Raw genomic sequence first — 20,819 nt, 5'->3', positions numbered from 1 at the left:
ATGGCGATCTGCCCGTTCGGATACGGCAGCGACGCCGCGGTCGACGCGACGCCGCGAGCCGAGCGCGGCTCGGAGTGGGCGCCCGCGCTCGATGAGACGTTCGGCAGCGCCCACCACGACTACGCCGCCCTGCGGCGGGAGAACCCGTTCCCCTGGAGCGAGGAGTTCGGCGGGTTCTGGTCGGCGATGACGTACGACGACATCGTCGCGATCGCCCAGGACGAGCGGTTCATCACCTCCGTGCAGAACGTCGTGCCGCACGTGCCGCGCTCGTCGCGGCGCCCGCCGCTGCACTTCGACCCGCCCGAGCACGACGCCTACCGCGAGGCCATCGATCCCGTGCTGCGGCGCGCGGTGGTGCGCGAGCGGGAGGACGGCTTCCGCGCCAGCGCCGAGCGCCTCGTCGACGCGCTCGTGGCACGCGGACGCGGCGACGGCGTGGCCGACTTCGCGGCGCCGTTCGCGATGGACTGCTTCGCCGCCTTCCTCGGCATGTCGATCGAGCTCACCCGCCGGATCCGCGAGATCGGCGTGCGCTACGGGTTCGCGATCCAGGACATGGACGAGCCGGTCATCGCCGAGTGCAGCGCGCAGCTGTACGAGATCGCGGAGCAGGTCTACCGCGACCGGCTCGCCGCCGGCGCCGACCCGCGCACCGACCTCGTCGCGAGCCTGCACGCGGCGGCGCTGGACCCCGCCAACCACATCACCGAGAAGACCGCGATCGCGACGATCCGGCAGATGATCGTCGCGGGGATGGCCGCACCTCAAGCCGTGCTGGGCAGCTGCCTCGTGCACCTCGCCACTGAGCCGGAGCTGCAGGATCACCTGCGCGCGCATCCCGAGGACCTGCCGGCGGCGATCGAGGAGTTCCTGCGCCTGCACGCCCCCTACCGCGTCTTCGCCCGCACGGCCCGCGAGGACGTCGTCGTGCACGGCCGCGTCGTGCGGGAGGGCGAACCGGTGGCGCTCGTGTTCCCGTCCGGCAACCGCGACGCGGCGGCCTTCGACGCCCCCGACGCCTTCGTGTTGCGCCGCCCCGGCAACTCCCACCTCGCGTTCGGCCGTGGGCCGCACCGCTGCCCGGCCGCGACGATGGGGCGGCTGGAACTGCTCATCGCGCTGCAGACGGTGCTGGAGCGCACGGAGCGGTTCGCCCTCGCCGGCGAAGTCGAGATGATGAACTGGCTCGAGTACGGACCGCGCTCCGTCCCCCTGACGCTCGTGCCCGCCGCCCGCCCGGCGTCGGCCTGACGGATGGCCCGCAGGTGGGAGGATCGGACGGTGTCGCACCCGACCGGCTCCACGATGCCGCGGTTCCAGCAGGGGCCGCGACCGCAGCAGCTGCTGACGGTGCTGCTGGGCGACCACTGGTACCTGCGCAGCGAGCCGGTGCCGTCGGCGGCGCTGGTCGACCTGCTCGCGGTGTTCGACATCACGGCGTCGGGGGCACGGGCGGCGATCCAGCGCCTGGCACAGCGCGGGTTCTTCACGCTCGTGAAGCAGGGGCGCCAGACCGCCTACTCCGTTCCGCCGATGAGCCAGGAGCGCGTCAACGAGCACGTGCGGCGGCTCTTCCTCAGCCACCTGCCGCCCGAATGGGACGGCACCTGGACGCTCGTCGCCTACTCCCTGCCGGAGGACGCGAAGGAGGTGCGTCGAGCGATCCGGGAGCGACTGCGTCAGCAGGGCTTCGGCAATCTCTACGACGCGGTGTGGGTGCGACCTGGCGACCATGCCGAGCAGGTGGCCCAGGTGCGCCGCGCCTTCCGCGGCGCCCTGCGGGCCGAGCAGCTCACGGCGTTCACCGGGGCGCGCCTGCCGGAGCAGGCCGGCGCCCGATCGATCCGCGACGCCTTCGGGCTGGCGGAACTCGCGCGCGACTACCGGGCGTTCAACCGCCGCTGGCGCCCGGTGGCCGAGAGGGTGGAGGCCGCCGCGAACGCGACCGATCCGGGACTCGGCGGCGAGGCCCTCCGCGTGCGCGCATCGATCATGGCCGACTGGCGGCGCCTGCGGCATGCCGATCCGCTGCTCCCACACGAGCTCCTCGGCGACGACTACCCGCTGCACGAGGCCGTCACCATCTGCACCACCGTCTACGACGGGCTGGGGCCGTACGCCGAGGCGGCGTTCCGCCGCATCCTCGGCGCGCACGCGAGCGAGCTCGCACCGCTCGTCTCGCACCACACCTTCGCGGCGTCCACGACGCTGCTCGCCTGACCGGCGACATCCGCACCACCACCACGCGGCACGCTCAGCGCTGAGCGAGCGCCTCGACGTCGAGGCTGCCGCGGAAAGGACCCCTCATGACCCTGCGACGCGTTCGCATCCCCGCCGCCGCGGCGGCCGGCCTCGCGCTTGCCGCGGCCGCCGCGCTGGCACCCGCCACGCCGGCCGTCGCCGACGAGCTGCGCGGTTCGCTGCCCAGCGGCGGCACGTACGTCCTTCACACCCCCGACGACTGGAACGGCACCGCCCTCGTGTGGAGCCCCGGATACGGCGGGGGAGGCGGCAATCCCTCGGCCGGGCCGTCGGCGGCGGTCGTCGACTGGCTGCTCGGCGAGGGGTACGCCGTGGCCGGAGCCAGCAGCAGCACCGGCGGTTGGGCGGTCGAGGACCTGCTCGTGGACCAGCGCGACCTCGTCGACGTCATCGCGGCGGAGCTGGGCGAGCCCGACGACGTCATCGCGTGGGGCTCGTCGATGGGCGGCCAGGTCTCGGTGGCGCTCATGGAGGCGCACCCCGACGCGTTCGACGCCGCGCTGCCGCTGTGCGGATCGGTGGCCGGGGCGATCCCCATGCTCAACGGATCCCTCGACGGCACCTTCGCGCTGCGCACCCTCCTGGCGCCCGACGACGAGCGCCTCGAACTCGTGAACGTGAAGGACGAGCGCGCGCGTCAGGCGGCGTTCGGTCAGCTCCTGGACGAGGCGCAGCAGACCCCCGAAGGACGGGCGCGCATCGCGCTCGCCGCGAGCCTCGCGCAGGTGCCCGTGTGGACCGAGGTCGGCAGCGCCGAGCCGCACCCGCGCGACTGGGCGGAGCAGCAGCGACAGCTGTACGAGATCTTCATGTGGGGTGTCGTCTCGCCGCGGCAGCCGCTCGAGGAGCGCGCCGGCGGGAACTTCTCGTGGAACACCGGCGTGGACTACTCGCGCGCGCTCGTCGCCTCGGGCAACAAGCGCCTCGTCAGCGAGCTGTATGCGCAGGCCGGGCTCGACCTCCGCGACGACCTGGCGACGCTGGCCGGAGCCGAGCGCATCTCGGCCGACCCACGCGCGGTCGCCTACATGCAGGCCAACGCCACGCCCACCGGCGACATCGCCGGTCCGGTTCTCACGCTGCACGAGACCGGCGACACCGCGCCGATCGTGGCCCAGGCGCGCACCTATGCCGATCGCGTGCGCGCCCACGGCGACAACGCGCTGCTGCGCCAGGCCTTCGTCGACCGGCCCGGACACTGCGCCTACGCGGACGCGGAGATCGCGGCGATGGTCACGGCGCTGCAGGAGCGGCTCGACACCGGCCGCTGGGCGAACGTCGCCACGCCGCGCGCACTCAACGCCAGCGCCGACGCCATCGCGGCGCGCGACGGCCTCACCCGCGGGGACGGATCCTTCGTCTCGTACACGCCCGACGCCATGCTGCGCCCCGAGCGGGAGGAGAACCGATGAGGCGGGGAACGGTGGCCACCGCGCTCGCGGTGACCGCGCTGATCGCGCCGCTCGCGGTCGGGTCCCCGGCCGCCGCCGCCGACGGCGAGCGTGCCGACGAGGGCACGCTGCTCGGCGGCGCCGCCTATGCGCTGCGGCAGCCCGTCGACTGGGAGGGGGCGCTGATCGTGATGCCGGGGCGCGGCAACCTCGACGCGCCCATCGCCGACTGGCTCGTCTCCGAGGGGATCGGGGTGATCGGATACGACCTCAGCGACGACTGGGACCTGGAGCAGGATCGTGACAACGCCGCGGCGGCGCGCGAGCGCTTCGCCGGATTCGCCGGCGCCACCCCGGAGACGACGATCGTCGCGGGGCGCTCGCAGGGCGGGCTGACGACGCGCATCGTCGCCGACGCGCAGCCCGAATGGCTCGACGGCGCCCTGCCGATGTGCGGGGGTGGCGCGGGCAACATCAGCACCTGGAACTACAAGCTCGACACGGCCTTCGCCCTGCGCGAGCTCGTCGATCCCGACTCGCCCATGCGCATCACGGGGATCGAGGACGCCGGCGCCGAGCTCGCGGCCATGAACGACCTCGTGGCGAAGGCGGGCGCGTCCGAGGAGGGCCGTGCGCGCGCCGCGCTCGCGGCCGCGCTGTCGAAGATCCCCGCCGTGGACCGCGCGACGGGCCAGCCGCTGCCGGCCTCCGACCTCGACGCGCGGATCGATCGCTACCTCGAGCACCTGCCGTTCGCCATGGGATCGCACGTGCGCGTGGGCTACGAGCGCACGGTGGGCGGCGTGTTCTCGTGGAACACCGGCGTCGACTACGAGCGCGCGCTGCACGAGTCGGGGCGCTGGCCCGAGGTGGTCGCCGCGTATCGAGAGGCGGGCCTGTCGCTGCAGGACGACCTCGACACCCTCGCGGGCGCCGAGCGGCTCTCGGCCGATCCCGCGGCGGTGGCGTTCGTCGAGCGCACGTCGACCTTCACGGGCGAGCTGTCGGCGCCCGTGCTGTCGCTGCACACCACGGGCGATGGGGCGGGATCGACGCAGGACGACGAGGCGTACGCGCAGACCGTGCGCGCGGCCGGCGCGGCGCCGCTGCTGCGCCAGCTCGTCGTCTCGGCCGACGGGCACTGCACCTTCACCCCCGGCGAGGAGGCCGTCGCGATCCGCGTGCTGCTCGATCGAATCGAGACCGGGCGCTGGTCGGCGACGTCCCCGGCGGCGCTCGAGCGCGAGCTGACGGCGCTGCAGGCGCACGCCGACATCGCGCTCGGCGACGCGCGATTCGTGCAGCAGCCGCGGCTGGGCACACCCGCACGGCCCTGGGATGCGGGCGACTGGGGCACCTACAGGGGCTGATCGAACCGGGCCGGCGCGGGAGGCGGCAGCGCCCCCGCGCCGGCCCGCGCCCGTCCGTGCGGGAGCCGCGGCGTTGATAGCGTGAACAGCATGACGACGGGACTGCCGGTGAGCGGGGGACTGCCACGCCCGGAGGCGCGGCGGAAGTCGCGCACCGTCATACTGAACCAGCTGCTGTTCGCCGCCGTCGTCGCCGTGTCGACCGCGCTCGTGGTGCTCCTCGACCCGCAGATGCGCGTGCCGGCGCTCATCGCCGCCGTCACGATCGTCGCCGTCGCGACGGGCCTGGCATTGGCCATCCCGTGGCATCTGGTGCCGCGGGTGCTGATCATCGCCATCCCCGCGCTCGACATCGTGGCCGTCGGCGTGCTGCGCGAGGCCGGCCCCACCTCGGGGCTCGGCTTCATCTGGGCGTTCCCCGCCATGTGGATCGCGTGGTCGTTCGGCATGGTGGCCGCCCTGGTCGCCGGGGCCGTGATCGTCGCGATCTTCCTGCTGAGCCTGGCCTTCGACGCCGAGACCGGGGTGGCGGCTTCGACGTTGCTCCTGCCCTTCACGATCATCGCGCTCCTCGCCGTCAGCAACGTCATGTCGCGCCGCATCTCCGCGCAGCGGGCGCTGCTGGACGAACAGTCGCGGATGCTCGAACGGGCGGCTCAACGCGCTCATCGCGAGGAGGACACGCTGCGCGAGGTGCTCGACGCGGTCGACTTCGGCGTGACGCGGTACTCCTCCGACGGGCGCGTCGTGCTGCGCAATGAGGCGCAGGTGCGCCTGCAGTGCCAGCACGAGCGCCGCCTCTACGCGGCCGACGGCGTCACGCCCATCCCGTCGCACGATTCGCCTCAGGAGCGCGCGCGTCGCGGCGAGGCGTTCGAGAACGAGCTGGTCTGGTACGGCGAAGCGGGGGAGGATCGCCTCGCCCTCAGCGTCACCGCCCGCAGGCTGGGCGGCGGTCACCGCCGCGGGGACGACGCGGATGTCGACGGCGACGACGGGGGGATGATCGTCGTATCGGAGGACGTCACGGCCGAGCAGCTTGCCCTGCGCGCGCGGGAGGACCTCATCTCCTCCGTCTCGCACGAGCTGCGCACCCCACTGACGTCGATCGTGGGGTATCTCGACCTCGCGCTCGACGACGCGTCCGTCTCGCCATCGGTCGCCCACAGCCTGTCCGTCGCGCAGCGGAATGCGGAGCGGCTGCTCGACCTCATCGCCGACATCCTCACCGCCTCTGCGGGTTCTCGCGGTGCCGACCGGATCACCATCCGACCGGCCGCCGCCGACCTCGCCGACATCGTGCACGCCGCGCTGGAAGCGGCGGCGCCGCGGGCCTCCGAGCGCGGCATCCACGTCGACGCCACGGCGCTCGAGCCGGTCACGGCGCGCATCGACCCGCTGCGCATCCGTCAGGTAGTCGACAACCTGCTGTCCAACGCGATCAAGTACAACCGCCCAGGCGGGCGGGTCGAGGTCTCGTGCGGCAGCGGCGAAGGGGCGGCATGGATCGTCGTGCGTGACGACGGCGAGGGCATCAGCCCCCAGGAGCTTCCCCATCTCTTCGACCGGTTCTTCCGCGCCGACACCGTGCGCAACACGGGCATCCACGGCAGCGGGCTGGGTCTGGCGATCAGCCGAGACATCGCGCGGCGCCACGGCGGTGACATCGAGGTGCAGAGCGCGCCGGGGGAGGGGGCGACCTTCGTCGTCCGCCTGCCCGTCGCGGTCCCCGCGGAGGTTCTCTGAGCCGGCCGAAGCTCACCGGGCGGTGAGCCGGTACCCGATACCGCGGACCGTCTCGATCCAGCGCGGCTCGCTCGGCTGGTCGCCCAGCTTCCGGCGCAGGTTCGCCACGTGCACCTCGATCGCGCGGATGTCGCTCTCGCTCACGTACCCGCTGCCACCGGTGTGCCGCTCGCCGCGCAGCAGCAGCACGAGGCTCTCCTTGCGCACGACCCGCCCCTGGGCGCTCAGCAGCTCGAGGAGGATGTCGAACTCGCTGCGGGTGAGCGCGACCGGTGCGCCGTCGGCGGTCGCGATCCGCTTGGCCTCGTTCACGCGGAGCCCGTCGTGCTCCACCCACTCGTCGTCGGCGGGCACGCTCTGGGGCGCCGCCGCGGGGACGGGGTCGGCCTGCAGCGTGCGCGGGCGGCGCAGCATGGCCTCGACGCGAGCGCGCAGCTCGCGCGGGCGGAACGGCTTGGTCACGTAGTCGTCGGCGCCGGATTGCAGCCCCTGGAGCGTGTCGATCTCGTCGGTCCGTGCGGTGAGCATCACGAGATACGTGCTGCTGAACGTGCGCAGACGCTTCGCGACCTCGAAGCCGTCCATGCCGGGCATGCTCACGTCGAGGGTCGTCACGACGGGATCATGCTCGCGCACCAGCGCGATGCCTTCCGCCCCCGTGCCGGCGGCGCGCGTCTCGAAGCCTGCCTGCTCAAGCACCTCGCACACGAGGGAGCGGATGTCCGGCTCGTCCTCGATGACAACGGCCACGCGCGCCTGCTCCATTGCTGGTTCTCCCGAAGTGAGTCGCCGCACCTGCGATATATCGTCGGTGGGCGACCAGAATATCAGCGGCTGAGGCCGCTCCCGCTCGCCACGCGGGGGAGAGCAACGCATGTTGCGGGCCGGGCGACGCGCCGTGGGCGCACCGCGGTGGGAACGCCGCCGTCAGGGACCGGGATCCCACGTCCCGGAGGTCACGGGCGCCGTCACGTGGGCGCGATCCGTCCAGCTGGCGCTGGTCTCGGCATGCCCGCCGGCGGCTGCGGTTGTCGCGCCGGCGATCGCCAGCAGCAACGCGACGAGGGTGGCGGCGTGGCGGGCGGGCGAGCGCGGACTCACGGGGAGCTCGGTCCGGGGAGCGCGGCGGCGTCCACCTCTGGATCCCCCGCCGGCGCGCGGCGGGGTCGGGCGTCCGCCGGCGCGAGGAGCGTCAGGCCCAGGAGCCCCATCAGCCCGCACAGCAGCGGCGCCGCCACGACCGGCGTGGCGAGGCGGGTCATCGCCGCGCCCCATCCCGGCAGCTGGAGGGCGGGTTGCCACACGTGGCCGGAAACCGCGTAGTCGACGGCGTCCGAGAAGGGGTTGTTGTCGCCCTTCAGGGTGAGCAGGAGCCCGCCGGATCCGTCCGTGGTGATCTGCTCGATGCGGTGCGTGACGAGGTCGTCCGTGAGCGGGCTCGGCAGGCTCACGACATCGCCCACGCGGAGACCGGCCGTCGGGACCTTCCGTGCGATGAGGAGGTCGCCGGTCATGATCTCGGGCTCCATGGAGCCCGAGACCACGACCAGCGGCTTGATGAGCCCCGCGCTCGTCGCGGCCGACGTGGCGCCGCAGAGAAAGCCGAAGCCGGCGAGCAGCCACAGTGCGGTGAGGGCGGTGCGGCGCAGGAACTGCATCATGGTGTCTCTTCTAGGGAAGCGCGGTCGGGGTCGGCCGAGCCTCAGGAGGCGACGGCCTGGCCCGAGATCGTCACGACGATCGACGCCGACTGGCCCTGGTTGCTCGTGCTCCAGTCCTCGGGCGCCGTGACCGTCAGGGTGAACTCGTCGGCGGTGTTCGCGAACAGCGGGGTGGCGAGACCGTCGACGGTGGCGGTCGGGTTGGTCGTGAAGGTGCTGTTGCTGAAGACGACGCTCGACGAGAGTGCGGCGCTCACCGAGCCCACGTTCCGCACGTGCAGCGTGACGCTGCGGCTCTCGCCGGGAAGCAGGTCGGCGAACGTGCTCGCCGGCACGGCCAGCTGGATGGCGGCGGGGTCGTCGGACTCGACCCAGGTGGCGCCGTCCATCGATCCCTCGAGATCGAAGGTGGCGGCGTCGGCGCTGGCCGAGAAGAGGGTGTTGTCGGTCCAGGCTGCGGTGGTCACGGCGGCACCGATGCCGCCGACCGCGAGAGCGGCGAGGGCGACGGCGGCGATGGGGCGGCGAGCGCCGGCGCGCCGCGGGGAGGGGGTGGCGGGAGATGGTCATTGTTCTGCTTTCGGGGTGATGGATCGTGCGGTGGCGCGTTCTCTGGCGCTTCCGCCGTCCGCCACGGTAGGCATGACGACCAAACGAGGGGTCAGTCGCTCCTCAAGGCGATCCACGTATTGGCGAAGGGATCCCCGGGGATTACCTGGGGAGCGCGGGGACCTCCTGTGGAGCACCGGACCGGGCGGCACGAAGTCCCGGGTGCGCCGTGAGCGCGTCTGCCGCCGAGTGACAGACTGGGGGCATGCCTCTCGTCGCGCTCACCGGGGGAATCGCCTCCGGCAAGTCCACGATCGCCCGCCGGCTGGCCGACCGCGGGGCGGTCGTGATCGACGCCGACGCTCTCGTCCGCGAGCTGCAACAGCCGGGCACCGAGGTGACGCGCGCGATCGGCGAGGCCTTTTCCGGCGTCGTCCGCGACGACGGATCGCTCGACCGGGCCGCGCTGGGCTCCGTCGTCTTCGGAGACCCCGACGCGCTCGCGCGGCTCAACGCCATCGTGCACCCCGCCGTGAGGGCCGAGTCGCAGCGCCGCTTCGCCGAGGCGCTCGCCGCCGACCCGCGCGCGGTCGTCGTCTACGACGTGCCGTTGCTCGCCGAGGCGCGCGGCACGGGGGAGTGGGACCTCGTGGTGGTGGCGCACGCCCCGGCCGGAGTGCGCGAGGAGCGGCTCGTCGCCGAGCGCGGCATGACGCACGCCGACGCGCGGGCCCGCATCGCGAATCAGGCCAGCGACGCCGAGCGCCTCGCCGTGGCGGACGTCGTCATCGACACCGCGGGCACGCTGGACGACACCCTGCGCCAGGCCGACGATCTCTGGGAGCGGCTCACCGGCTCAGCGGCGCAACGCCTCGAGCAGTGAATCGGGCGTCACGGTGAACCCGAAGCACTGCCGCACGTTGTAGACGGTCGCGTCGTAGCAGTACGCGGGCGAGGTCGTGGCGCTTGCGCCCTCGACCATGACGACGTCGTACCCCAGGCACGCCGCGTCCATGAGCGTCGCGGCCACGCACTGATCCGCGTTGACGCCGGCGAACAGCACGGTGTCGATGCCGCGCGCCTTCAGGACGGAGTCGAGCGGGGTGTCGAAGAATCCGCTCATCCGGAACTTGTCGACGTGGACGTCGGAAGGGCCGGGCGAGAGCTCGTCGACGATCGCGGCGCCCCAGCTGCCCCGGGTGAGCACGGCCTCGCTCCTGCCGGCGGGCTGGCCGATGCCTCCGCCCGAGCCGTCGGCGTCGTACACGTGCAGGACGTTGGGCGGCAGGTTCGCCCGATCGAGGCGATTGCCCCAGTTGAGCCAGATGACTGGAACGTCGGCGTCCCGCAGCGCGGGCAGGATGCGCTCGAGATGCGCAATCGCGGCTCGGGCGGGGGAGACGTCGACGCCGATGCTGTCGAGCCAACCGCCCGCGGCGCAGAAGTCGTTCTGCATGTCGACGACGATGATCGCCGTGCGCTCGAGATCGACGGTGAGCCGCTGCGGGGCCGCCGCGATCTCGACGGCGCGCACGGGGAGTTCGGGTCGCCGCAGGTCGACGTGCGTCGCGTCGCGCGGCCAGTCGCGGATCCGGGCGGTCATTGGAGCGCACCCGACGGCGACGGCACGAGCGTCGGGAACGCGAAAGCCCGCACCTCCTCGAGCACCTCCGCGAGCATCCCCACCTGGCTGGCGACGATGAGGTCGCCCGTCTCGCGCGACGCGGCTGTCGGGTCCCCGATCGTCCCGGAGGCCGACACATCGTCGGTGACCCAGGCGGTCGGGACGGTGCCCTCGAGGGTGAGGTGCTTCATGCCGGCGTAGACCTCGCCGAGCACGTCGCCGTCCTTCCGCGCCTGGTCCATCTGGACCAGGTCGGGTCGGATCGACCAGACAATGCTCGTCTCGATGTGGCCGCCGTGGATGCCGTAGTGCGGGTCGGCCGGCTCGATCCCCTCGGGCAGCGGAAAGCGGCCGGGCATGAGGGGGAACACCTCCAGGCCGGTCTCGATGCGAATGTCGCGCGCGACCATGTCGAGCAGGTTCGGCTGACCCCCGTGTCCATTGACGAACACGAGTTTGCGGAACCCGCTCGCGGCGAGCGAGCGGCCGAGATCGAGGCACACGGCGATCAGTGTGCTGGCCGACATCGCGATCGTGCCGGCGCGGCCCAGGTGCTCACTGGATTTGCCGTACGAGAGCGTCGGCAGCAGCCAGACGTTGCTGTCCGGACCGAGCGAGGCGACCGCGCGCTCGGCGATCGTCTCGGCGGTGAGCGCGTCGGTCAGCACGGGCAGGTGCGGACCGTGCTGTTCGATGGCGCCGATGGGTTGCACCACGACGGCATCGCGCTTGTCGATCGCGGCGATCTGAGCGGTGCTCAGCTCTGCCAGGCGGTATGTGGGCATCATTCCTCCTCGGGAAGGGCGGACTCGTGCCAGCGCTTGAGCAGCTGACGCTCGATCAGCGCGACGGCGCCGAAGAGGATCAGGGAGACGATGCTGGCGAGCAGGACGGCGACGAAGAGCTCCGCCGTGCGCAGCTGCGTCGCGTTCAGCGTGATGATGTATCCGAGCCCTCCGTCGCCCCCGCCGATGCCGGCGACGAACTCGCCCACGATCGCGCCGATCACGCTCGATCCGGCGGCGATGCGAAGCCCGGTGAGCAGCGCCGGGAGGGCCGAAGGCACGCGGAGCGAGAACAGCTGGACGAAGCTGCCGGCGCCCGCCATGCGATAGAGCTGGACGAGATTGCGATCGGTCGACTTCATGCCCTGCAGGCCGTTCGCCGCAACGGGGAACACCGCGATCATCGCCGCGATCAGGGCGTTGGTGCCCACCCCCGCGCCGAACCAGACGACGAAGAGCGGGGCGATCGCGATGATGGGGATCGTCTGCAGGATGACCAGGTACGGGTAGAGCGCGCGCTCGGCGACGTCCCACCGGGCCATGATGAGCGCGGCGATGAAGCCCGAGACGGAGGCGAGGACGAACCCGAGGTACGACTCCTGCACCGTCACCCACGTGGCGGGGAGCATCTCGACCATGCGGTCGCCGATCGCGGCCGCGAAGTCGAGGGGGCCGGGCATGAGGTAGGGCGGAAGACCGAAGACGCTGACGATCGCCTGCCACAGCACGAGGAACGCCACCAGCGCGACGACGGGTGGGAGAACGGCGCGCCGGATCCTGCGGGCCCGCGCGCGTCCGGCCGGGCGGGCACCGGGGGAGGTGGCGGTGGAGGTGGTGCCGACCGGGGAGGGGACGGTGATCGTCATCGTTCGCCTCCTGCGAGCATGGCGGAGATCTCGGAGCTCAGCTCGGCGAGCGCCTGCTCGTCGCGCGGTGTGTCGCCCTTGTCGGGTGGGCTCGGCGAGGTCAGGACGGCCGCGATGCGTCCGGGCTTGGACGCCATGACGACGACGCGGTGCCCGAGCGTCACCGCCTCGCTGATCGAGTGCGTGATGAACATGGCGCTGAAGTCGTTCGCGCGCCACAGGCGCAACAGCTCCCGCTGCATCGTCGCGCGCGTGAACTCGTCCAGCGCGGCGAACGGTTCATCCATCAGGAGCAGGTCGGGCGAGCCGGTGATGGCGCGCGCAAGGGAGACACGCATCTTCATGCCCCCCGACAGCTGACGCGGCAGCGCCTTCTCGAACGCGCTGAGCCCGACCGTCTCGATGGCACGGGTGGCAGCCGCGCGTCGCGTCTCCTTGTCGACGCCCTTCAGCTTCGCCACGAGTTCCACGTTGCTGCGCACGTTTCGCCAGGCGAGCAGCGTCGGATCCTGGAACACGTACGCCAGCTCGTCGGTGCGGCGGGTCAGCGTCCCGCCGGTGATCTTCGAAAGCCCGGCGGCCATCCGGATGACGGTGGTCTTGCCGCATCCGGAAGGACCGACCAGCGAGACGATCTCGCCACGGTCGACGCTCAGGTCGAACGGAGTGACGGCTTGGAATCCGTTGCTGTAGGTCTTCTCGACGCGCGAGAACTCGATGAGCGGCTTCGCGGTCTCCTCGACGACGACGTCCGCAAGCGTGGCAGTGGTCATGGCGACTCCAGGTGTTCCGGGGACCGGCCGGCCCTGCGTGTGGCAGGGCCGGCCGGAGGGATGATCAGTAGCTGCCCTCGGGTGCGGGCGGGAGCTCCGTCGGGGCGGCGATGTCGGGCAGGAACGAGGCGTCGAACACCTCCGACGGCTCCAGCGGCTCCTCGAGCCGGCCGAGCTCGACGAACTGGTCGATGAGCGTCGCCCACCGCTCCTCCGTCATCGTGCCGAGCTGCCCGGCGCCCTCCTCGGCGACGATGTACTCGCGCTGCCGGTCCCAGCCGTACCACTGCAGCTCCGGCGACTGCTCCTCGTTGTCGGCGAGCAGCAGCTCGTTCCCGGCCGTTGCGGCCTCGATGTCGCTCATGTACTCGTACCAGCCCTGCATCGAGGCCTCGAGGAAGTCCCGCACGACCTCGGGGTTCTCCGCGAGGAACTCCTCCGTCGTGAAGATCACGTCGTTGTACGGGTTGATGCCAGCCTCCGCATAGGGGAAGAAGTCCGTCTCGACCCCCTGCTCGAGCGCCTGATAGGTCTCGTTGGTCGGCCACCCCTGCTGCACCAGCGAGTCGTCGTTGATGAAGTTCGCGATGGAGCCGCTGTAGGCCTGCGTCTTCAGCTCGACGCCCAGCTGCCTGCCCACCCACTCGGGACCGATCTGGCCGGTCTGAGAGACGAAGGTCATGTCCCGCATGTCCTCGAAACTCTCGACGCCGCGCGAGGCGTGCACCATGACGCCGACCGGGTTGATCTGGTACATGGCGGCGATGGCGACGATGGGGATCCCCTCGGCGCGCGCCTGCAGCACGGCGCCGGCGTCGCTCATGCCGAACGCGGACCGACCGCTCGCGACGATCTGGGTGGACGACACATTCGGGCCGCCGGGGGTGAAGGACACGTCGAGATCGATGTCGTCGTAGTAGCCGAGCGCTTCGGCCGCGTAGAAGCCGCCGCTTTCAGGGTCGGGGTACCAGGCGAGCACCATGTCGAGCGACGTGGCTTCGTCCGCGGACGCCGCCGTGTCCTCGGACACCGCGCACGACGCGAGGGACAGGGCGGTCGCGAGCGAAAGCGCCGCGACGGTCGTCATGCGACGACGGGGGGAGCGTGTGGTCATGATTCTCCGTGGGTGAGGTGGTGCGCGATCAGGAAGCGGTGCGGGAAGGAGCAAGATCGAGGGCGCGTCGCACGAGGGCGGCGTCGCTTCCCGCCGGGCCGACGAAGCCGAGCCCGACGGGCAGGCCGTCGACACGGAGCAGCGGCGCCGAGAGCGCGGGGAGCCCGGCGAGGGACGCGAGGAAGGTGAGGCGGAGCGTGTCGGCGCGGTCGGCGTCGATGGCCTCCTGCACGGCGTCGAGGCGTACGGGGGGATTCGCCGTGCTGGGCAGGACGAGGATTCTGCGGGCCAGCAGTGCGCGGACGGCGGAGCGCGCCTCGGCGACCACCGCGCGGGCGGCAGCGGCGTCGGCCTCCGACACCTGCGCCGCCGCGGCGAAGCGCGCGGCGACATCGGCGCCGAGACTGCCGGGGTGGGCCGCGATCCAGGCGCCGTGCGTCTGCCAGGCCTCCCACGCCTGCAGCGTGCGGAAGGCCGCGAACCACTCCTCGAGCGGGAGCTCCACGTCCAGGGGCCGAGCGCCGATGCGCGCCGCTTCATCCTCGAACACCGAGCGAACGGGGGTCGAGGCGAGCGAGGAGAGGACCGAGACCGACACCACCTCGGCATCGTCGAGGGGCATCGTGGCGGAGTCGGGGAGCATCGTGCCGGCGATCCGCTCGAGGAGAGCGCCCTCACGCGTGATCCATCCGACGGCGTCGAACGAGGGCGCGAGCGGCACGACGCCCTCGAGCGGGACCGCGCCGTGCGAGGTGCGCAGACCCCACAGACCCTGATACGACGCCGGCACGCGCACCGATCCCGCCGTGTCGGTGCCGAGCCCGACCGATGCCTGCCCCCGCGAGACGGCGACCGCCGGCCCCGAGGACGAGCCTCCGGGGATCCGGTCGGGCGCGGCCGGGTTCATCGGCGTTCCGTAGTGCGAGTTGATGCCCGAGAGGCTGTAGGCGAACTGGTCGGAGTGAGCGATGCCCACCACGGCGGCGCCCGCGTCGAGAAGACGACCGACGGCGGGAGCATGGCGTTCGGCACGGGGCTGTGCGGATCGGAAGGCGGGGACGCCGGCGCCGACCTGCAATCCCGCCACCTCGAAGAGATCCTTCACGGCGACCGTGACGCCGTCGAGCTCCCCGGATCGCGTCGGCGCGATCAGCGGGTCTCCGGCCGCCACCCAGACCGTCGCGTCGATCGGCTTCGCGGCCGTAGAGGAGACGTGGGCAGCGACGATGCGCCACATGCCATGACGTCGACGCCAGACGTGCGTCTGCTGTCCGCGGGCGCCGGAGGGTGACTGCAGCATCGCGATGACCACGGCGGCGTCGTCGCCGAGCGGCCTCACGTGGAGCGTCTGGACGGTGCGCCGCGGGATGCCGCCGCGGGCCGAGCGGAACGAGCTGATCGCCTCCCGCCCCCGCAGCATCTGAGTTCCGTCGCCGCGGAGGGCGAAGTCCGAGTCCTCGAACGCGTCGTCGAGGGCGTCCACGTCGTCCGCGGCGAGCGCTCGTTCGTACGCATCGAAGGCGTCGAGGAGCCCCTCGGGCAGAGGCCCGTCGGCGTCCAGCGCAAAGCCGGGCATCAGAGTGGTCAGACCAGTGAGTGTCATATCCGCGTTCGTGGTGTCAGAGGATCAGCGCGTCCCGCTGTGGATTGGTCCGACTGTAGGCGCGTCGTTTCGCGCGAGCCGGCGAATCAACGAACGCGTGACGAACACTTCACACCGCCGAAACAAACGGATGTCGAGTTCGAAACCGGGAGGGGGGACGCTTGTATGGTCTGACCACTTGACCTCGGAGGCGCCCATGACGAACATCCCGCCGCTTGCCCGTCGCTCGCGGAGCCTGGGGGCGGAGGTGGTGGCGCACCTCACCGATCTGCTCATGAGCGGGCAGCTGAAGCCCGGTGACCGCGTGCCGTCGGAGCGTGCGCTTGCGGAATCGCTCGATGTCTCGCGCGCCACCATCCGCCAGGCCCTCGCCGAGCTCGAAGCGCGGGGGCATCTGATCAGGCGGCACGGGCGTGGCACGATCGTCGCCGAGCGGGCCGGTCTGGCGGCTGCCCTGTCCTCCTCGCTGGGGTCGACGGGGGCCGATTGGCAACAGATCGCCGACCTCGAGGACCTCATCGAGCCCGGGGTCGCGCGGCGCGCCGCACGGCGAGCCACCGAGGCGATGACGTTGCTGCTCGAGGATCTGCTGGGCCGTGCGGCCGAGACGAGCGACGTGGCGGCGTCGGCCGCCGTGGACCGCGAGTTCCACCTCGCGCTCGCCGAGGCGACGGGAAATCCCCTCCTGGCGGCGTCGGTGGGCGCGATGCGCGCGCCCTCGGACGCCATCCTGCCCCTCGTGCACGAGACGTCGATCGGTCGTGAGGTGGCATTGGCGGGACATTGGGCGATCCTGCAGGCCGTCGTGGCGCGAGACGGGTCGGCGGCCGCCGCGGCGATGGCCCGTCATCTCGAAGAGGTCCGGCGGGTGGTCAAGGACGCCCAGCGCCGCGCGTGACATGACCGTCACACGGCGGGGCTAGGGTGCGCGAGTGCCCTCACCTGATGTCTTGATCACCCATGCCCGCCTCATCGTCACGGCGGACCGCGTTCTCGATGACGCCTGGATGCACGTTCGCGACGGGCTCGTGGCAGCCGTCGGCGAGGGCGCGCCGCCGAGCGTCGACGTTCCCGTCGTGGATGTCGGTGGGGCGTTCGTCGCGCCGGGCTTCGTCTCGTCGCACTCCCACCTGGCCACCAGCGGTTCGCGGGGCCTCGGCAACGACGAGCCGCTGTACGGCTGGTGCGAGAAGATGTACGGCGTCACCCGCAACGCCCGTGCCGAGGACATCTACTGGTGCACGCTGCACGGCGCGCTCGACGTCCTCGCGGCCGGCATCACGACGGCATGGGATTTCACCGAGCGCCGAACGACCTGGGAGCCGATGCGCGACGGTCGTCGCGACACGATCGGCCGGCTCCGTGAACCGGAGTTCTCGCTTCGTCAGCTCGACGCCAAGCTCGATGCGGGGATCCGCTTCGTGCACGCGGAGTACCTCGACGAGGGACACGGCGACGACGCCGCCACGGTCGCTCGCGTCGAGGACGTCCTCGCGTATGCAGCGGGCAAGCGCGGCGACCGGTTCCTGGGCGTCGCGCTCGCGGGTGGACAGCAGTGGTCGTCATCGCCGCGCACGGCCGAGATCGAGGTCGAGCTGATGCGCCGGCACGGGCTGCGGAATCAGGCCCATCTGCTCGAGACGAACAGCCGCGTCGACATCCAGCGCACGAAGTTCGACTGGTACCGGGACGCGGGCGCGCTCGGGACGACGATGATCTTCGGCCACTTCGTGCACGCGGGCGACCGGATCGTGGCCGAAGCCGCCGAGGCCGGGTGCGGTTTCTCGTGGCAACCGACGGCGAACGGGCGACTCGGCTCGGGCATCGCGGATGTCGCCCAGTGGCGGCGCAGGGGCGCCCGCGTGGGCCTCGGCATCGACGACCAGGCGTGCACGGACCTCGCCGACCCGTGGCAGAACATGCGGATGGGTCTGTACGCCGTGCGCGCGGCCGAGCAGGACCCGACGGTGCTCGGCGCCGCCGACGTGCTGCGGATGCACACGGCGGGCGCCGCCGACCTGCTCGGCGTGGGCGACAGGGTGGGCACCCTGGAACCGGGCAAGAGCGCGGACTTCCTCGTCGTCGATCCGCGCTCGCCCGACGTCGGACCGGTGTGGGACCCGATCGGGACGTACGTGCTCGCGTGCGGCACGCGCAACCTGCGGGAGGTGTGGGTGGGCGGCGAACGCCTCGTCAGCGAGGGGCGCGTCGAATCGCCCCTGGCCGCCGAGGCGTCGCGCCAGATCCACGAGCGCCTTCCGCGGCTCGCCGCCCAGGGCTGACGCGCGCGGCGGTGAGCCGCGGTGGTCGGTTGTCTGACCACGTCGTCACGCCGCCGAAACATCAGCATGCCTAGATTGCTCACGCCGGTCGCCACCCGCCGGCCCCGCCGAACGAAAGACGGATCATCATGGCCGACGCGCCCGTACTGAAAGACACCCGCGACCTCACGTGCTACCGCATCACCGCCGAGGACACGGTGCGGCTCGTGCCCCTGACCGGGCCGATCGACGGTTCCCCGACGAGCGTGTTCTTCGAGATCTGGGACCCCGAGGGCGTGCAGCCGGACAACTCGCATCCCGCGTCGGTCGAGATCTTCCTCTTCATCCAGGGCAGCGGCGTCGCGTACAGCGACGAGCACAGCGTGGAGGTCTCGGCGGGGGATGTCCTCGTCCTGCCTGCCAACTCGGTGCATCACATCAAGAACACCTCGACGACCGACCGCCTCTACGCCGTGACGATCATGGCGAACGACCTCGGTTCACAGCCGGAGGAGTCGAGCGTGCCCGGCTTCTACGATCTGGTCGCGAGCGGCGAGCCGGTCGAACTGGACGCTGCGGACCGCGAGGTCTATCACCGCAACGCCGGTCGGATCGCGACGTTCGCCGCGTCGGCCTGATCGCTGCGGCCCCGGGCCGTCCGCCCGGGGCCGGATCCCGTGTCGGAGGCCGCGCCTAGGCTGGAGGCATGGAGACCACGCGCAGCGTGCGGCCGTTCGAGGTCGTCAGCGAGTATGAGCCCTCCGGCGACCAGCCCAAGGCGATCGCCGAGCTCGCCGCGCGCATCAACGCCGGCGAGACCGACGTCGTCCTGCTCGGTGCCACGGGAACCGGCAAGTCCGCGACGACGGCGTGGCTCATCGAGCAGGTGCAGCGCCCGACACTGGTGCTCGCGCACAACAAGACCCTCGCGGCGCAGCTGGCGAACGAGTTCCGCGAGCTCATGCCCCACAACGCGGTCGAGTACTTCGTCTCGTACTACGACTACTACCAGCCCGAGGCGTACGTGCCGCAGACGGACACCTTCATCGAGAAGGACTCGTCCATCAACGCCGAGGTCGAGCGCCTGCGCCACTCCACGACGAACTCGCTTCTGAGTCGCCGCGACGTCGTCGTGGTGAGCACCGTCTCGTGCATCTATGGCCTCGGTTCGCCCGAGGAGTACCTGCGTGCCCTCGTCGCGCTGCAGGTGGGGGAGCGGTACGACCGCGATGCGATCATCCGGCAGTTCATCGCGATGCAGTACAACCGCAACGACGTCGACTTCTCGCGCGGCAACTTCCGCGTGCGCGGCGACACGATCGAGATCATCCCCGTGTACGAGGAGTACGCGATCCGGATCGAGATGTTCGGCGACGAGATCGAGGCGCTGTACAAGCTCCACCCCCTCACGGGAGACGTGATCGAACGGATGGACGCCGTCGCGATCTTCCCCGCCACCCACTACGCGGCCGGTACCGACACCGTGCAGCGGGCGATCAAGACGATCGAGGAGGAGCTGAAGCAGCGCCTCGACGAGCTGAACCGTCAGGGCAAGCTGCTCGAGGCGCAGCGCCTGCAGATGCGCACGTCGTTCGACCTCGAGATGCTGCAGCAGCTCGGCTTCTGCTCGGGCATCGAGAACTACTCGCGTCACCTCGACGGCCGGATGCCCGGCGAGCCGCCGCACACGCTGCTCGACTTCTTCCCCGACGACTTCCTCATGGTCATCGACGAGTCGCACGTCACCGTGCCGCAGATCGGGGCCATGTACGAGGGCGACGCCTCCCGCAAGCGCACCCTCGTCGAGCATGGCTTCCGGCTGCCCAGCGCCATGGACAACCGGCCGCTGCGGTGGGACGAGTTCAAGGAGCGCATCGGCCAGACCGTGTACCTGTCGGCCACGCCGGGCAAGTACGAGATGGGCATCGCCGACGGCGTGGTCGAGCAGATCATCCGGCCGACCGGCCTCATCGACCCCGAGATCGTCGTGAAGCCGTCGAAGGGCCAGATCGATGACCTGCTCGAGGAGATCCGGGTGCGGGTCGACCGCGACGAGCGCGTTCTCGTGACCACGCTCACGAAGAAGATGGCCGAGGAGCTGACCGACTTCCTCGGCGAGCACGGCGTGCGCGTGCGGTACCTGCACTCCGACGTCGACACGCTGCGCCGGGTCGAGCTGCTCACCGAGCTGCGCCAGGGCGTGTACGACGTGCTCGTCGGCATCAACCTGCTGCGTGAGGGCCTCGACCTGCCCGAGGTGTCGCTCGTCGCGATCCTCGACGCCGACAAGGAGGGCTTCCTGCGCTCGGGCACCTCGCTCATCCAGACGATCGGGCGAGCCGCCCGAAACGTCTCGGGCCAGGTGCACATGTACGCCGACACGGTCACCGAGTCCATGCGCAGTGCGATCGAGGAGACCAATCGCCGCCGCGAGATCCAGATCGCCTACAACAAGGAGAACGGGATCGACCCGCAGCCGCTGCGCAAGCGGATCGCCGACATCACCGACGCGCTCGCCCGCGAGGGCGCCGACACGGCCGAGATGCTCTCGAAGCGCGACGCCTCCCGCACCAAGTCGGGCAAGGGCAAGAGCCCCACGCCGCTGCGCAAACGCGAGGGCATCGCCGCCGAGGGCGCCACGCAGCTCGAGGAGACGATCGCCGACCTCACCGCGCAGATGCTCACCGCGGCGGACGAGCTGAAGTTCGAGCTGGCCGCGCGGCTCCGCGACGAGGTGCAGGACCTCAAGAAGGAGCTGCGCGCCATGGAGCGCGCCGGCCACGCCTGACCCGCCCGCTGCCGGAAGGGCGC

General features: G+C 71.5%; 20 protein-coding genes. 10 read left to right on the top strand and 10 right to left on the bottom strand.

What is annotated here, in order from left to right:
* From N8N77_RS02325 to N8N77_RS02305, 5 genes are all read left to right on the top strand, one after another.
* Positions 1-1,254: a cytochrome P450 gene (locus N8N77_RS02325; protein WP_261164324.1), complete on the top strand. Its 1,254-nt coding sequence runs from the start codon at positions 1-3 to the stop codon at positions 1,252-1,254.
* Positions 1,255-1,284: 30 nt separating this feature from the next.
* On the top strand, positions 1,285-2,223 hold the full coding sequence (locus tag N8N77_RS02320; protein ID WP_261164322.1) for a PaaX family transcriptional regulator C-terminal domain-containing protein: 939 nt from the start codon (positions 1,285-1,287) through the stop codon (positions 2,221-2,223).
* An 86-nt stretch (positions 2,224-2,309) separates the two neighbouring features.
* Positions 2,310-3,677: a S9 family peptidase gene (locus tag N8N77_RS02315; protein WP_261164321.1), complete on the top strand. Its 1,368-nt coding sequence runs from the start codon at positions 2,310-2,312 to the stop codon at positions 3,675-3,677.
* Positions 3,674-5,026, top strand: a complete 1,353-nt coding sequence (locus N8N77_RS02310; protein WP_261164319.1) for a hypothetical protein — start codon at positions 3,674-3,676, stop codon at positions 5,024-5,026. The genes N8N77_RS02315 and N8N77_RS02310 overlap by 4 nt, the downstream gene beginning before the upstream one ends.
* A 90-nt stretch (positions 5,027-5,116) precedes the next feature.
* A complete protein-coding gene (locus N8N77_RS02305) occupies positions 5,117-6,772 on the top strand; it encodes an MFS domain-containing histidine kinase (RefSeq protein ID WP_261164318.1) in 1,656 nt (551 codons plus the stop codon).
* A gap of 12 nt (positions 6,773-6,784) precedes the next feature.
* Here the strand turns inward: N8N77_RS02305 and N8N77_RS02300 are convergent, their stop codons facing one another.
* The 4 genes from N8N77_RS02300 to N8N77_RS02285 all read right to left on the bottom strand — a co-directional run bounded on the left by N8N77_RS02300 (position 6,785) and on the right by N8N77_RS02285 (position 8,900).
* Complete coding sequence (locus N8N77_RS02300) at positions 6,785-7,522, bottom strand: response regulator transcription factor (RefSeq protein ID WP_314732501.1); 738 nt, start codon at positions 7,520-7,522, stop codon at positions 6,785-6,787.
* Between the two features lie 177 nt (positions 7,523-7,699).
* Complete coding sequence (locus N8N77_RS02295) at positions 7,700-7,873, bottom strand: SipW-dependent-type signal peptide-containing protein (RefSeq protein WP_261164315.1); 174 nt, start codon at positions 7,871-7,873, stop codon at positions 7,700-7,702.
* Complete coding sequence (locus N8N77_RS02290) at positions 7,870-8,433, bottom strand: signal peptidase I (RefSeq protein WP_261164314.1); 564 nt, start codon at positions 8,431-8,433, stop codon at positions 7,870-7,872. The genes N8N77_RS02295 and N8N77_RS02290 overlap by 4 nt, the downstream gene beginning before the upstream one ends.
* 41 nt (positions 8,434-8,474) lie before the next feature.
* The gene (locus N8N77_RS02285) at positions 8,475-8,900 is read right to left on the bottom strand and encodes a hypothetical protein (protein ID WP_261164312.1); all 426 of its coding nucleotides are present in this window, start codon (positions 8,898-8,900) and stop codon (positions 8,475-8,477) included.
* A gap of 347 nt (positions 8,901-9,247) precedes the next feature.
* Between N8N77_RS02285 and coaE the strand changes: the two genes are divergently transcribed.
* Entirely contained in the window at positions 9,248-9,865 is a 618-nt protein-coding gene (gene coaE, locus N8N77_RS02280) for a dephospho-CoA kinase (RefSeq protein ID WP_261164310.1), read from the top strand.
* Here coaE and N8N77_RS02275 read toward each other — a convergent pair.
* From N8N77_RS02275 to N8N77_RS02250, 6 genes are all read right to left on the bottom strand, one after another.
* Entirely contained in the window at positions 9,839-10,585 is a 747-nt protein-coding gene (locus N8N77_RS02275) for a cysteine hydrolase family protein (RefSeq protein ID WP_261164309.1), read from the bottom strand. The two genes, coaE and N8N77_RS02275, sit on opposite strands and share 27 nt — an antisense overlap.
* A complete protein-coding gene (locus tag N8N77_RS02270; protein WP_261164308.1) occupies positions 10,582-11,391 on the bottom strand; it encodes a creatininase family protein in 810 nt (269 codons plus the stop codon). The genes N8N77_RS02275 and N8N77_RS02270 overlap by 4 nt, the downstream gene beginning before the upstream one ends.
* Positions 11,391-12,257 carry an ABC transporter permease gene (locus tag N8N77_RS02265; protein WP_261164307.1) on the bottom strand — a complete coding sequence of 289 codons (867 nt, stop codon included), beginning with the start codon at positions 12,255-12,257 and terminating at the stop codon, positions 11,391-11,393. Before N8N77_RS02265 ends, N8N77_RS02270 begins: the two co-directional genes overlap by 1 nt.
* The gene (locus N8N77_RS02260) at positions 12,254-13,030 is read right to left on the bottom strand and encodes an ABC transporter ATP-binding protein (RefSeq protein WP_261164306.1); all 777 of its coding nucleotides are present in this window, start codon (positions 13,028-13,030) and stop codon (positions 12,254-12,256) included. The genes N8N77_RS02265 and N8N77_RS02260 overlap by 4 nt, the downstream gene beginning before the upstream one ends.
* A 64-nt stretch (positions 13,031-13,094) precedes the next feature.
* The gene (locus N8N77_RS02255; protein WP_261164304.1) at positions 13,095-14,144 is read right to left on the bottom strand and encodes an ABC transporter substrate-binding protein; all 1,050 of its coding nucleotides are present in this window, start codon (positions 14,142-14,144) and stop codon (positions 13,095-13,097) included.
* A 28-nt stretch (positions 14,145-14,172) separates the two neighbouring features.
* Positions 14,173-15,747: an AtzH-like domain-containing protein gene (locus tag N8N77_RS02250; RefSeq protein ID WP_261164302.1), complete on the bottom strand. Its 1,575-nt coding sequence runs from the start codon at positions 15,745-15,747 to the stop codon at positions 14,173-14,175.
* 196 nt (positions 15,748-15,943) lie between these two features.
* On the opposite strand from N8N77_RS02250, the gene N8N77_RS02245 reads away from it, so the two are divergent.
* From N8N77_RS02245 to uvrB, 4 genes are all read left to right on the top strand, one after another.
* Positions 15,944-16,645, top strand: coding sequence for a FadR/GntR family transcriptional regulator (locus tag N8N77_RS02245; RefSeq protein WP_261164300.1), 702 nt, complete (start codon positions 15,944-15,946; stop codon positions 16,643-16,645).
* A gap of 34 nt (positions 16,646-16,679) precedes the next feature.
* A complete protein-coding gene (locus N8N77_RS02240) occupies positions 16,680-18,029 on the top strand; it encodes an amidohydrolase family protein (RefSeq protein ID WP_261164298.1) in 1,350 nt (449 codons plus the stop codon).
* A gap of 128 nt (positions 18,030-18,157) precedes the next feature.
* On the top strand, positions 18,158-18,646 hold the full coding sequence (locus N8N77_RS02235; RefSeq protein ID WP_261164296.1) for a cupin domain-containing protein: 489 nt from the start codon (positions 18,158-18,160) through the stop codon (positions 18,644-18,646).
* A gap of 68 nt (positions 18,647-18,714) precedes the next feature.
* Positions 18,715-20,796, top strand: a complete 2,082-nt coding sequence (gene uvrB / locus N8N77_RS02230) for an excinuclease ABC subunit UvrB (protein ID WP_261164295.1) — start codon at positions 18,715-18,717, stop codon at positions 20,794-20,796.
* Positions 20,797-20,819: the final 23 nt, after the last annotated feature.

The sequence above is a fragment of the Microbacterium sp. Marseille-Q6965 genome, assembly GCF_946151065.1.
Taxonomy (GTDB): domain Bacteria; phylum Actinomycetota; class Actinomycetes; order Actinomycetales; family Microbacteriaceae; genus Microbacterium.
The sequence above is the reverse complement of the archived record's forward strand: the minus strand, read 5'-3'. Positions and strand labels throughout refer to the sequence as shown.